This is a genomic window from Gordonia sp. p3-SID1431, assembly GCF_025143765.1.
Taxonomy (GTDB): Bacteria; Actinomycetota; Actinomycetes; order Mycobacteriales; family Mycobacteriaceae; genus Gordonia; species Gordonia hongkongensis.
Window position 1 is genome coordinate 1 of sequence record NZ_JAMBDT010000015.1, and the last position, 13,259, is coordinate 13,259.

The window sequence follows — 13,259 nt, forward strand, 5'->3', positions numbered from 1 at the left end:
GACTTCTCCACAGGCCTCATAGTCATCGAATCCTGTTGCACCGCAGTCTCTGTCACTCAGGCCTCAGCGGTGAACGGTGGTGAACTGTGGTGAACAAAAACCCCACCAGTCACATAGCGTCAGCGTCTACGACCCAACAACCACCGTGGTAGAGCTCAGACGAACTGCTTCAGCGAGCCGGCCCGACCTCGCACTGCATCCGGCTCCGACCGATGAACTCGAACTCGACGGATGCACTTCGATCGAAGTCCATCGGTCGAGTTGAGGTCCATCAGTCGGGGGTGCTCGGCGGACCCTGCGTGACACGCCCTCCGCAAGCTCCGGGCACTCCTCAGGGAACGGGCGTGACGCACACTCCGGGCAATCCTCAGTATCCGAGGCCTGGCGACCCGTCGTGGAGACGAAAGAACTCTGCTCCCTGAGGAGGCCGGAGCCTGCGGAGGCCGTCTCGAAGGGTCCTGGCGAGATGCGTCGCCAACCCTTCGAGGCTCGTCGCTATCGCTCCTCGCACCTCAGGGAGCAGAGGGAAGGCATCGCCTGCGCTCCTCGCACCGCAGGGAGCAGAGGGAAGGCATCGCCTGCGCTCTCGCACCTCAGGGACCAATGGTCATGTCGTTCTTTCGGATCAGGGGGCAGGGTTGACGCACCCTCCCTCAGCGCCGCCCGATGATCAGCCGTCCCAGGATCCCGACGGCGAACATCGCGACGCCCACGCCGCCGACGATCAGTGCGACCCGGGTGACGTCGTCGTAGGCGCCGTCGATGATGAGCTCGGCGACCTGGCGGCCCGAGCGCTCTGCGCCGGCCACCTCCTGCTTGGCGCGGTCGGCGAAGAACAGGCCCATGGCCCAGGTCGAGACGCCGGCTGCAAGCACGCCGAGCCCGAGCCACGCGAAGACGGTTCCGCGTCGTCGGGCGATCAGCAGCGCGAGCACGGCTGCGATCACGGCCACCGCCGCCGAGCCCCAGGCGAGCAGCGTGATCTGGCTACCCACCTCCGCGTACCGGCCCGCCTCGAGGCCCGAGGAGCCGTTGGTCAACTCGACGACCACCGGCCCCTGGATCGCGTTGCCACCGGTCAGGTTCAGGGAGCGGTTGATCATGTTCGTGATGTCGAGTTGCATCACCGAGGTGTCCGAACCGGGCGCCGGCTCCTCGAACAGGAACGCGTGCTGCTGGCCGACGACATCGGCGAAGTCCTGCTGGAACTGTTCACTCTCGGTGTAGCGGCCCGCCAGCGGCCGCACCAGGACGCCGGCGATCGGCAGGTCTGTCCGCGCGGTCGCCTGCGCGGCGATCTCATCTGCGAGGTAGTCCTTGACCTGCTGGTTCTCGGCCATCGGCGCGACCGTGGCGACGAACCCCGCCTGGTCGACGATGCGTTGATCCAGCCAGAAAGACGGTACGGCGAGAACGGTCGCCGCGATCGCGACTAGTGTCAACAGGGCACTCAGGAAGCTACGCACAGCCACGAGGCTACCGAGCCGGGGAACTACTCCCCGATCACATCCGCGGCGCGGCCGACGATCAGCGGGTCGGGTGTGCCCACGAAGGACTCGTTCTTGCCGTCGTAGTCGAAGAGACTCAGCACGTGACGCATGGCGTTGATGCGCGCCCGCTTCTTGTCGTTGGACTTCACCACCGTCCAGGGTGCGTGGTCGGTGTCGGTGGTGGCGAACATCGCCTCTTTCGCCTCGGTGTAGGCATCCCACTTGTCCAGCGACGCCAGGTCCATGGGCGACAGCTTCCACTGGCGCACCGGGTCGATCTGACGGATCGCGAACCGGGTCCGCTGCTCGAGCGGGGTGACCGAGAACCAGAACTTGACCAGGTTGATCCCGTCGTCGACGAGCATCTTCTCGAACGCCGGGACCTGGGCGACGAACTGCGTGTACTGCTGCGGACTGCAGAACCCCATGACCCGTTCGACGCCGGCGCGGTTGTACCAGGAGCGATCGAAGAACACCATCTCCCCGCCGGCGGGCAGGTGCTGCACATACCGCTGGAAGTACCACTCGGTGGCCTCGCGTTCGCTGGGCTTCTCCAGGGCGATCGTGCGTGCGCCGCGCGGGTTGAGGTGCTCGTTGAATCGTTTGATGGTGCCGCCCTTGCCCGCCGCGTCTCGGCCCTCGAAGACCAGCAGATGCCGCTGCCCGGTCTGCTTGGACCACTTCTGCAGCTTCAGCAGTTCGATCTGCAGCCGCCGCTTGGTGACCTCGTACTCGCGGCGGCTCATGCGCTCCTCGTACGGGTAGTCCTCGCGCCAGGTGTCGACGACATTCCGCTCGGGCAGGGTCAGCAGGACCGGGTCGTCGTCATCGTCGTCGTTGACCGTGAAGTGCGTGGTGTCGTGGAGGTCGACGAGTTGCTGAAGTGCTTCGCGGCCGTTGAGCACGCTGAAGTCGGGGCCGATCTGGGTCTCGGGATCGTGGAGGTCGGTCACTCCACAACGATAGGTCGAAGCGGCGAACGACGCCCGACGCTCCGGTGAACTACCGTCGCGCCGGGCGTGTTCTGTCTCTCAGGTGTCGTGAGGTGGAGCCGCTCAGTTCCGCAGGTCGATCGAACCGGCGTGCAGACATGCCTTACCCGTGCTGGTGTCGAACGCGGTCGCGAAACCGCCACTGCAGCGGGCACCTTCGGGACCGGCGTAGGCCTCGCCGCCCCAGCCGCCGATCGCCACCGTCGTACCACCGCGACGCGCCTGGGCGACGGACAGTGCGCTCGGGCCGGTCGTGACCGAGTAGGCGTTGCCCCGGCTGTTGGCGCCGGCGAGCGCCGTCGAACCGGGCTGCAGGTTGTAGGCCGCGGCGTTGCCGCCGTTGTCCGAGACCGAGACCGCGGTGCCGCGACCGCTGTATTCATCGGCACTCGCGCGACTGCCGACTCCGGCCTTGGCGCCGCAACCGCTGCGCCCCTCGACACGCTCGACCTGATGACCGTTCGACACCGAGCAACGCGTGTCCGCCGCGGCGACCCCTTCGCCCGACAACCCGGCGAAACCAACACATCCGGCGAGCCCCGCGGCCAGGACCAGGCCGCGAACGGCAAACTTCTTGATTCTCAACTGCTTTGGCCTCCATAGCTCGGGCGCCCGGTAAGGAACGCCCTCAGCGTACAGGGGCCGGCGCCGTGGAGGAGACGATCGACTCGTCACGTCCCGGTCACGATCGTCCTCAGGCCGCCGCGCGCTTCTCCACTTCCGCGGTGAGTCCCTTGCGCGCGGTGTCCACGGCCATCTTCTGGGCGCGTTTCACGATGAGTCCGGGCAGCTTGATCTTCAGCTCGACGGCCAGGTCGAAGCGGACATGGGCACCCTTGTCGGATTCGGTGACGGTGTACTTGCCGTGCTGCTCGCTCAACTGATTCGACTCGATGAGGTGCCATTCGCACGAGTTCTCGGTCCAGTCATAGGTGCAGGTCTGCTCGTCGGAGATACCCGCGGCGGTGACGACCATCCGCACCTTCTGCGGCGTGCCGTCGTCGTAACTGGACAGGATCTCGGCTTCCTTGTGCGGTCCCGACCAGTCCGGTAGGGACTCGATGTCCATGAGCACTTCCATCACCACCGAGACGGGGGCGGCGACGTCGAATTCGATGTTCGCTGAGACAGCCATGCGTTGAACCTACCGCGCGCCCTGGCCGCCGATGCAACGAACTGTCGAGGCTGTGTCGAGCCGCGACGGAGTCGCCCTGGATTGCCGCGACGGAGTCGCCCTGGATCGAACCGTTCAGCTCTCTCGGTCGACCAGGTTGACCGGCCACGCCTCGTCCGGGATGTCACGCAACGAGCACGCCTGGTCGACGGCGGTGAACCAGCCGCGGAAGTGCATGATCTCGCCGATGACCGGGTTGCGGACGGTCGCGTCGCAGCGGAATCGATCCCGTTTCTCGTCCCACCCCTCGATGTACTTCATCTGAGCGGTGAACAGCCCCTTCATCCCGACCTTGGGTCCGCGTCCGAGCCAGCGCATCGGTCCGCTCTCGAGCAGCAGTTCGCCGGATCGCGTCACCGACGGTTCGATCGGATACAGGAACTCGGGGCCGTCGCCGAAATAGTCGACCAGACCCGTGCGCCCGGCCACCAGCAGGGAATTCAGCTTGCGCGGGCCGGTCGTGTACTGGAAGTTCCGCAGCACCGCGAGCGACTCGCGCCCCAGCTCGTCGGAGTAGCAGTAGTAACCCTGGGTGAACGGAACCATGCGACTGGTCTTCGAGGGCAGCGCATTGCGCTTGGCGTAATGCCACAGGGCGGGCGGCGGCAGCGCCGACGACACGTAGACCGACTCGTAGATCCCGCTACAGACCTGCGCGACACCGGAAGTCGAGTCGATGCCGTAGCGCCATGCGACGTTGGGATGCAGACGGTCGAAGTCCGAACCCAGCGCATGCCGGAAGACCGGCGTCATGGCGCAACCTCCCCGAGCTCACCCACCGATTCGAGCCCGTCCCGACGATGAACGGATACAGGCCAGACGCCACCACGGCGGTGACGACATGGTGAACCTACTAACGGAGCACACCTGTGTCCAACGTCTCGCCCCGGATCAGACCCGATCGACGGCCGCGTCGCAGAGGCTCGCCAGTTCGGCGATGACGCGATCGAGGGGTTCGACGCTGCGCCGTGTCTGGCACAGTCCAACCGCTCCCTCGACCGCCGCGATGATGAGGTTGGCCAGTGAGTCGGCACGGTCGCTGTCGACGCCGTCGACCACCAGCCGCGCGGTGACCAGGTCGGCCCAGCGCTGCAGGATCTCGGCGGATGCGTCCGCCACCGCGGGTTCGCTGCGTCGGGCGAGGCCGCCGGCCAGCACGGGACAGCCGAACTGGAAGTCGGTGTTGACCAGCAGTCGCCGCCACACCCCGCCGATCTCGCGCACCGTGTCAGCCGGGGTCATCGTGGTCGGACGCCCGATGCGTTCGGCGATGAACTCACCGGCGTACCGGACGGCTTCGGTCATCAGTTGGGTCTTACCGCCGGGGAAATGGTGGTAGATCGATCCCCGTGGTGCGGAACTCGCCGAGATCACGTCGCCGATGGAGGTGGCGGCGACCCCGTCGCGGCCGATCAGATCGGCCGCGTGCACGACCATGCGTTCGCGGGGGCCGCGGTCGTCCGCGCCGGTGATCACGGACTCGGCGGGATGTGACGCCATGCAGCAACAACTCCTATGCCGACCCTCATACAACCGATTGTGGCCAGCATACATAGCATCGGCCGAGGTCATCCCGTACGCGAGGCCACGCCGATATGCAGACCTTCATAATCGCGGCGGAGTATGCAACCATGCATAGTCATGACTACCACGACCGACGCACCCACCGACCCCACCGCCATGTCCGGACTCGAACTGCTGCGAGCTTGGCAGGCGGGCGGCGCCGGCTCCGACCGCCCGAGCATCGGCCGCCTCCTGGGCATGGTGCCCAAGCAGATCGACGAGGGCGCGGTCACCTTCGCCGTGACTCCGCAGCCCGACTTCGCCAACCCTCTCGGCACCGTTCACGGCGGCATCTGCGCCACGCTGCTGGACTCGGTGATGGGGTGCGCCGTCCACACCACCCTGCCCGCCGGGGTCGGCTACACGACGCTGGAGCTGAAGGTGAACTACATCCGCTCGGTCGCCGTGGACGCCGGGGAGCTGACCGGCGTGGGTACCGTCATCCACGCCGGCCGCACCACCGCGACCGCCGAGGGCAAGGTGTTCTCCGCCGACGGCAAGCTCGTCGCCCACGGGACCACCACCTGCATCGTGTTCCGGTAGCGCGATCAGTCCGTGCGTGCCGCCGCGATGATCGCGGCGATGTCCTCGTCGCGCATCCCGAACCCGGCGAGGCGTCCGAGCGGTATAGACGCCATCATCCGTGCCATGTCGACGCCCAGGGCGTCGTCGGAGCTCGTCAGCGGGTTGTCCTCGAACCGGGACGCGAGCGCTTGCGCCGCAGCAGGATTCGCCAGGACCTCGCCGAGGGTCGAGTTCTCGTCGATCGCGAGGCGAACCTCGTCGCCCGCGATCTCGACGGTGGTGGTCAGCCGGATGTCCCGGCTCGACGCGCCGACCTCGACGCCGTACTCACCCGGTTCGACGATCCAGCGGTCGACGCGGATGTCCCAGTAGGCGAGATCGCTCCGGTCGATTGTGATCGAGATAGTCTGCGACTCACCGGGTTCGAGGTCTCGGGTGGTCGCGAAGCCCGTCAGCTCGCGCGGCGGTCGTCCGACTCGGGAGTCCGACTTCGACGTGTAGACCTGGACGATGTCACGCCCGGTCCGAGAACCGGTGTTGGTCACCGTCAATCCGACGACCACACCGGTGACGCCCGGATCATCCGATGCGACGGACAGATCCGAGTACTCGAAAGTCGTGTAGGACAATCCGTGTCCGAAAGGATAGGCGACCTCGATGTCGCGGGCGTCGTACCAGCGGTAGCCGACGAAGATGCCCTCGCCGTAGCGGATGTGCGAGTTCTCGTTCGGGAAATTCAGGTATGCCGGGGTGTCCTGCAACCTGACCGGCACGGTCTCGGTGAGCCGACCCGACGGGTTGACGACCCCGAAGAGCACGTCGGCGACGGCACCACCCCCGGCCTGGCCGAGGAGCGCGCCGTCGAGGATTGCCGGGGCCGCGGCGATCGACCCGAGGCGCAGGACGCCTCCGTGAGCGAGCACGACCACCGTTCGCGGTTGCACCGCCAGGATCGCGGTCAGCAACTCGACCTGGTCCGCCGGCAGTTCGATGTCGTCGCGGTCGAAGCCCTCCGACTCCTGCGCGGCCGCCAGTCCCAGGAACAGCACGGCGGCCTCGGCGTCCGTCGCCGCGGCGATCGCGCCCGCCGTATCCGCCCGCGAGCCGTCGGTGCTGAAACCCGGGGCGTAGGTCACCGTGCCGCCGGCTGCCCGGATCTCGTCCACCGGTACGTCGAGGCGCGTCGGGTTCACGTGCGAACTGCCGCCGCCCTGATAGCGGGGGTCGTGCGCGAACGAGCCGATGACCGCGACGGAGCGTCCGGGGCTCAACGGGAGGAGATCGCCGTCGTTCTTGAGCAGGACGATGGACCGTGATGCGGCCTCGCGCGCGAGGCGATGGTGGAGATCGAAGTCGACGACGGTCCGGTTCGTCCGGCCCGTGGCGGCCCGCTCCGCGAGTTCCCGGACCGCCCGGGCCGACCGGTCCAGCGCCGCCTCGTCGAGGGTTCCGTTCCGGACCGCGTCCACGACCTGCGCGTCGGTGCGGTCCCCCGGGCCGGGCATCTCGAGATCCAGGCCGGCGGCGACCGCCCGAACGCGGTCGGCGACCGCACCCCAGTCGGAGACCACCACGCCGTCGTAGCCCCACTCGCCCCGCAACAAGTCGGTGAGGAGCCACCGGTTCTCCGCCGCGTACGTGCCGTTGATGCGGTTGTAGGAGCACATCACGGTCCACGGGTTCGCCGTGCGGATGATACGCGCGAAGGCGCGGAGGTAGATCTCCCGCATCGGGCGCGGGTCGACGTCCGAACTCGACCGCATCCGGTCGTCCTCGGCGTTGTTCAGCGCGAAGTGTTTGAGCGACGTGCAGACCCCGATGCTCTGTACGCCGCTCACCCACGCCGCGCCGAGCCGGCCCGTGACGAACGGATCCTCGGAGAAGTACTCGAAGTTGCGGCCGCACCGGGGATCTCGCTTGATGTTCACGCCCGGGCCGAGCAGTACGTCGACGTCGAGACCGCGTGCCTCGCGGCCGAGCGCTTCGCCGACACGACGGATCAGCCCGGTGTCCCAACTCTGGCCGAGTCCGACCGCGGGCGGGAAGCAGGTGGCGGGTTCGCTGCCGGCGAGGCCGAGGTGGTCGGTGGCGCCGGTCTGTTTCCGGACCCCGTGCGGACCGTCGGTGAGTGTCAGCGCGGGAACGGAACCGACCGATTTGGTGGTCCAGAAATCGGCGCCGCTGCCCAACGCGGCCTTCTCGATCAAGCTGAATTCACTCACCCCAAGACACTACCGACGGTCGTCGGGCGATCAGCTGGCCCCGGGACAGTACACGGTGTAGTCCCACTCCGTGTTCCGGTCCGGCCCGGTCACTCGCACCACGACCGAGGTGTCGCCACCGGGTGGCACCGTGATCCGGACACTGCCGGTTCCCTGGTTGATGTCGTCTCCGACGTAGCCGGTGTTGTAGATCTGCCGGCCACCGTAGAACACGCGGATCTCGTCCGGGATGTCGTAGGTGTCGTAGTTCAGCGTGAAGCTCGTCGGGCCTCGCAGGCCGAGGATGTGCCGGGTCTCGGTGACTCCGTAGCCGCCGGACTTGGTCTCGGAGTTGCACCGCTGGGTCGACGGCGGAGCCTGATTGCCCCCGAGACTCCCGAAGTAGTCGAGGCCGCCCAGACCGTATTCCTCGAGACTGCCCCCGTCGATGCTTCCGCCGTCGAGGCTCCCGGACTCGAGTGGCGCGGCATCGGCGATCGCGGCCGGGACGACCGCAGCGGTCGCCGTCGTGGCCAGGATGAGGGCAGCTCTTGCGAAAGTGGTTGTGCGCATTGAGTTCTCCGGCAGTCGAGTCGTTTTGGGGGTGGTTCCGACGCTAATGCGACCCGCCAACCACGGATATCCCCTCATCGGGTGAAAGCACGACGACCAGATGACACCCGTGTGGGTGACACCTCGCTGCCACAGCGTCTCGGGCGGCGCCCTACGTCAGATACCGGTCCCGGAGGGCCTTCTGGTCGGCGGCACCCAGACCCAGCGCCTCGCCGAAGTAACCCTCGATTCCGCCGTACCGCTTGTCCACCTCGTCGAACGCGGCGTCGAGGTAGCCGGAGTCGACGCCCAGCACGCCGACGAGGAGCTCGGGATCGCCCCCGGCGGCGGCGAACCCGTCGAAGATGGGTGTGAGCGACGGGATCAGACGTTCATTGGTGAGCAGGTAGTCGCGATAGACGTCGTCCTTCGGCACCCCGAGCAGTGTCAGCAGAGATGCTGCGGCCCAACCTGTTCGGTCCTTGCCGGTGGTGCAGTGCATGAGGGCCGGCGTCGAGCCGTCGATCAGTCCACGAAACAACTGCGTGTACGACGCCGTCGCACTGGGCAGGGTGATCATCTCGCGATAGGTCCCGCAGATCATCTCGCGCGCCTTGCCGCCGGACAGCATCTCGTCGGCCTGCGCGACGACGGCGGGGTCGGCGAGGACAGCACCGATATTGGCGGGAATCGACATCTGCGCATCGGCGAGGACATCGAGTGCGATGTTCGACGCACCGGACAGGACGGGGTCGGGAATGGCCTCGCTCTCGTGCGCCGACCTCAGGTCGTAGACGGCCTTCAGACCGAGCGACTCGAACGCGGAGACGTCGGCGGTGTCGAGCGCGGAGAAATCCGTGGACCGGTACAGGACGCCGGATCGAACCGTCTGCCCGTCCCCGGTCCGCCAGCCGCCGAGATCGCGGAGATTGGGCAGGCTGGAGATGGGGCTGGGCGCGCCGGGGGTCGCAGTCACGGTCACATCGTGACAGATTGTGCGCCGGTCAGTCGGTGAGCGCGCTTTCGAGCATCGGCCACGACTTCACGAGCTGGTCCTGCCAGTAGGGCCAGGCGTGCGTCCCCGGTGCGTAGTCGACGGTCGCGGGGATGCCGAGTTGCTTGAGTCGACGATCGAGATTGAGCGTGCACTGGTGGGTGGCGGCCTCGATGGCGCCGCCGACCGCGATCTGGTCGATGTAGATCGTGGTCTTCCCGTCGATTCCCTGGCCCTGCAACTGGTCGTGCGGTCCGGGGACCCCCGTGCCGGTGCTGATGTAGATCGCCTTGCCGCGCAGCTTGTAGGCGTTGACGACCGGGTCGTGCGCCCGCCACCCCGGGGAGCCGACCGGGCCCCAGATGTTGGCGATGTCGCCACCGCCGCGTCCTTCGACGACCGCGCGGATGGCGAGTCGGCCGAGATTCGTGCTTGTCTCGGCACAACCGCTGTAGGAGGCGACCGCGCGGTAGAGCTGAGGGGCGGCTTCGGCAAGACTCAACGACGACGTTCCCGCCATGGAGATCCCCGCGATCGCGTTCACGCCGGTGGTGTTCAGCTTCCGATCGATGAGCGGCGGTAATTCGCTGGTCAGAAACGTTGTCCATTTGTTTCGCCCCAGCACCGGGTCGACTTTCACCCAGTCGGTGTAATAGCTGTACGCGCCGCGCATCGGCACGACGACATTCACATTCTTGTCGGCGACGAAATCGACGATGTCGGTTTGCTCGAACCAGTGTCCGGTGCCCTCTCCGCCACCCGCGCCATTCAGCAGATACAGCGTCGGTCGGGGCATCGAGCGGTCGGCGGGCACGAGAACCCGGACCGGTACGTGACGTTTCATCGACGGCGAATACACCGACAGCTCCAAGACCCGGCCATCGGCGACAGCGCGGGCCAGCGCCTTCGCCCGGGACGAGGAATCTCCCGGCTCGGCGCCGGCGAACGACGGAACCGCAAGCGCGACAACGAGTACAGCGATCGATACCGTTGTGGCGACCAGGCGTCGGCGGAACTGACCACCCACTGCGGACATCACAGTCCCTTCACATCACTACATGCTCACATCACTACCGCGCCGCCGTCTCGACAACGGAATTCACACACGCAGATATCGATCCGAATACGTTTCACCATACGCACCGGAGACGGCCCCGTCCGGATTACCACGGCCGGGGCCATCGCTGTTCACCTCGCGATTGCGCACACCATGGTCATTATTGGAGGCGATTTCACGATGACTAATCCCGGCCGGTCGAGACGTCGTGCTCCTGAGCAGCTGATCTCGTGCGAGTGCGCCGGCCGTGATCGTCTCTGCCGTCGAAAAACGACCGGCCACTTCGAAAGGCGCAGGGAACGCTTTCACCGACCACCCGGTGCCAGATTCGGCCGATCGGACTACAACCGGACCGCCTCTGATCGCACCGACACCGGAAACAGCATTCGTGGATTCTGGAGCAGCGCCGGCGGGGCGACGGCCGACCGCTCGAGCGTGCCGGTCCAGCGGACCCGACGCCGATGCGGGGTGAGCACCCTGCCTCGACGGGAGAACTCGTACTCGCCGATCAACGTCCCCAGTGGCAGCACGTTCGGATCGGTGGGGTCGACGACGGCGACCTCGTCCCCCACCCGCAGATCGGAGACGAACGACGCGAGCACGCGGAGGTCCTTGCCCGGCCGCCGCCCGGGACTTCGCTCCTTCAGCAACACGCGCAGGCCGGCCTCGGTGCCCACCGACGCGTCGGTGTCGATGCCGGATTCGACGCCCAATCCGACGATCTGCCGCCGTCGGAACTGAGCGAACTGTTCGTCGGATCCGGCCCGGATGATCCACACGGCGCGGGTCGGTTCGTCCAGATCGTGCGCGTCGGTGGCCGGCGGCTCCGGCCAGAAGTAGGGCATCTCGTCGTCGATGTCGACGTCGTCGAACACGGAGCCGTAGAAGTCCGGCGCTTTGCGGAGCAGCGCCGAACGGTGACTGCGATGGAGCCGGTCGTCGCCGAGCCACGCGGGCATCAGACCCTGCGCGGTCAGCTCGGCTTGGGACGCACCCACCACCTCGGGCGCAAACTCGGCGATCATCGGAGCAGTGGTGTCTGCACGACCGCCGCCGGTCCACACGTCGACGAAAGCGAGTCCGTAGGCGACCAGCGCCGGGGTGTGCCCGCGCCACATCGTGACCGCGGGATGGCTGGCCCAGCCGTAATCGAAGAGTTCGAGCGCCCGCAGGATCTGCAACGTCTCCACGCGCTGCTTACCGAGGCGCGCGGGGTCCAGGACCTCGGCAGAGCGTCGAAAGTCCGGGTAGGGAAGGAACGTCTGCATGGCGCCCGCTTACCCACTTCGGACGGGCGCTCACACCCGGGGGAGCTCCGCGCGGCGCCGAACTCAGAGTTGTCAGCTGCTACCGAAGATCGGCGATCCCGGCCCCGGCGTCACACCAGGACCGGCTCAACCAGCGGCGGGTGCGACCTACTGCCGCGCAGCGTGGACCGAGGTCACCTCGGTGGCTTCGACTCGGCTCAACCAGCGGTGGGTGCGATCTTCTGCCGCGCAGCGTCAGCCGAAGCCCGCGATGGCCTCGAGGAGGTGATCGACGCTCGGACTTCGGGGCTCAGTCGGATGCGGAGTCCGACGCGTCGGTCCCGACCTCCGGCACCGCACACACGCCGTCGACGCAGACGGCCGCGTCGTCGTCGCCGATCATCTCGAAGGGCACCACCGGGTCAGACACGATCGGACTCCTCGGCGCGGACCTTGTCGAGGGCCTGCGCGAAGGTTTCCGGCGCCTGGGCTCCGGAGATACCCTACTTGCCGTTGAGCACGAAGAAGGGAACCCCGCTGATCCCGTATGCACGGGCCTGGTCGATGTCGGCCTCGACGGCCGCAGCGTACTCGCCCGACTCGAGCGCGGCCAGCACGGCGTCGCGATCGAGACCGACATCGGCCGCCAGATCGGCGAGTTCGTCGGCGCGGCCGACGTGGCGCCCCTGCTCGAAGTACGCCTGGAACAGACGCTCGGCCAGATCCGCCTGTCGGCCATGCGCTTTCGCGAAGTGCAGGGCCTCATGCGCTTTCAGGGTCTTGGTGTGCTGCAGCCGGTCGAAGTCGTAGTCGAGACCGACCTCGGCGGCGATCCCGCGGACCTGGTCGAGCATCCCCCGGACCTGATCGGCCGGCATGCCCTTGTGCCGGACGAGGAAGTCGACCTCTGAACCGTCGAAGTCGACCGGCGTATCCGGTGCGAGCTCGAAGCTGTGGTAGGTCACCTCGACGTCGTCGCGTCCGTCGAACTCGGCGAGGCCCGCCTCGAACTTGCGTTTGCCGATGTAGCACCAGGGGCAGGCGATGTCGGACCAGATGTCGACGGTGATGGGAGCGCTCATTGCCCTCTCAACACCTCGCGGATCGAGAACGTTCCCGGAGTGCGTCACACCCGATCAGCCGCCCCAGGCGCGTCGAGCAGGTCGTCGAGATGCGTTCGCGACCAGTCGCACAGGCCGTGGACCGTCGAGACGAGGTCGCGGCCGGCATCCGTCAGGGTGTAGTCCACCCGCGGATTCGCGCTGCGATGGTCGTGCCGATGGATCAGGCCGTGCGCCTCGAGATCGCGCAGCGTCTGGGTGAGCACCTTGTCGCTGATCGTCCCGATCGACCGCTTCAACTCGCGGAACCGGCGGGGACGCTGCCGGACCTCCTCGAGGACGGTCAGACCCCATTTCGTCGACACGACGGTGAACACCGACCGCGAGGTGCCGGGCGCGCTCT

13 protein-coding genes and 1 pseudogene are annotated in these 13,259 nt (G+C 67.2%); 1 reads left to right on the plus strand and 13 read right to left on the minus strand.

Translation table 11 applies throughout. From position 1 onward, the window contains the following. Window positions 1–653: 653 nt before the first annotated feature. The 6 genes from M4D77_RS05975 to M4D77_RS06000 all read right to left on the minus strand — a co-directional run bounded on the left by M4D77_RS05975 (window position 654) and on the right by M4D77_RS06000 (window position 5,156). Window positions 654–1,466 carry a hypothetical protein gene (locus tag M4D77_RS05975; protein ID WP_058251298.1) on the minus strand — a complete coding sequence of 271 codons (813 nt, stop codon included), beginning with the start codon at window positions 1,464–1,466 and terminating at the stop codon, window positions 654–656. Between the two features lie 26 nt (window positions 1,467–1,492). Continuing rightward, window positions 1,493–2,443 carry a polyphosphate kinase 2 gene (gene ppk2 / locus M4D77_RS05980; RefSeq protein ID WP_058251299.1) on the minus strand — a complete coding sequence of 317 codons (951 nt, stop codon included), beginning with the start codon at window positions 2,441–2,443 and terminating at the stop codon, window positions 1,493–1,495. 102 nt (window positions 2,444–2,545) lie between these two features. Next, complete coding sequence (locus M4D77_RS05985) at window positions 2,546–3,067, minus strand: DUF6764 family protein (protein WP_058251300.1); 522 nt, start codon at window positions 3,065–3,067, stop codon at window positions 2,546–2,548. 109 nt (window positions 3,068–3,176) lie between these two features. After that, on the minus strand, window positions 3,177–3,617 hold the full coding sequence (locus tag M4D77_RS05990; protein WP_058251301.1) for an SRPBCC family protein: 441 nt from the start codon (window positions 3,615–3,617) through the stop codon (window positions 3,177–3,179). A 114-nt stretch (window positions 3,618–3,731) separates the two neighbouring features. Then, on the minus strand, window positions 3,732–4,409 hold the full coding sequence (locus M4D77_RS05995) for a DUF4166 domain-containing protein (protein ID WP_058251302.1): 678 nt from the start codon (window positions 4,407–4,409) through the stop codon (window positions 3,732–3,734). Window positions 4,410–4,547: 138 nt separating this feature from the next. Continuing rightward, window positions 4,548–5,156, minus strand: a complete 609-nt coding sequence (locus M4D77_RS06000) for a TetR/AcrR family transcriptional regulator (protein WP_058251303.1) — start codon at window positions 5,154–5,156, stop codon at window positions 4,548–4,550. A 123-nt stretch (window positions 5,157–5,279) separates the two neighbouring features. Here M4D77_RS06000 and M4D77_RS06005 point away from each other — a divergent pair, with 123 nt between their 5' ends. Next, window positions 5,280–5,762 carry a PaaI family thioesterase gene (locus tag M4D77_RS06005; protein ID WP_058251304.1) on the plus strand — a complete coding sequence of 161 codons (483 nt, stop codon included), beginning with the start codon at window positions 5,280–5,282 and terminating at the stop codon, window positions 5,760–5,762. Window positions 5,763–5,767: 5 nt separating this feature from the next. Here the strand turns inward: M4D77_RS06005 and M4D77_RS06010 are convergent, their stop codons facing one another. The 7 genes and pseudogenes from M4D77_RS06010 to M4D77_RS06040 form a co-directional block, all read right to left on the minus strand. Next, window positions 5,768–7,966 (minus strand): glycoside hydrolase family 3 C-terminal domain-containing protein, encoded by a 2,199-nt coding sequence (locus M4D77_RS06010; protein WP_065630133.1) that lies wholly within the window; start codon window positions 7,964–7,966, stop codon window positions 5,768–5,770. Between the two features lie 30 nt (window positions 7,967–7,996). Then, window positions 7,997–8,518: a hypothetical protein gene (locus M4D77_RS06015; protein ID WP_259935764.1), complete on the minus strand. Its 522-nt coding sequence runs from the start codon at window positions 8,516–8,518 to the stop codon at window positions 7,997–7,999. A gap of 151 nt (window positions 8,519–8,669) precedes the next feature. Then, the gene (locus tag M4D77_RS06020) at window positions 8,670–9,473 is read right to left on the minus strand and encodes a tyrosine-protein phosphatase (protein ID WP_065630167.1); all 804 of its coding nucleotides are present in this window, start codon (window positions 9,471–9,473) and stop codon (window positions 8,670–8,672) included. A gap of 28 nt (window positions 9,474–9,501) precedes the next feature. Further along, a complete protein-coding gene (locus M4D77_RS06025; protein ID WP_259935765.1) occupies window positions 9,502–10,527 on the minus strand; it encodes an alpha/beta hydrolase family protein in 1,026 nt (341 codons plus the stop codon). Window positions 10,528–10,889: 362 nt separating this feature from the next. Then, window positions 10,890–11,816, minus strand: a complete 927-nt coding sequence (locus tag M4D77_RS06030; protein WP_259935766.1) for an MSMEG_6728 family protein — start codon at window positions 11,814–11,816, stop codon at window positions 10,890–10,892. Between the two features lie 401 nt (window positions 11,817–12,217). Further along, window positions 12,218–12,877: pseudogene (locus M4D77_RS06035) on the minus strand (DsbA family protein). Between the two features lie 44 nt (window positions 12,878–12,921). Next, complete coding sequence (locus M4D77_RS06040) at window positions 12,922–13,233, minus strand: helix-turn-helix domain-containing protein (RefSeq protein WP_259935767.1); 312 nt, start codon at window positions 13,231–13,233, stop codon at window positions 12,922–12,924. Between the last annotated feature and the right edge of the window lie 26 nt (window positions 13,234–13,259).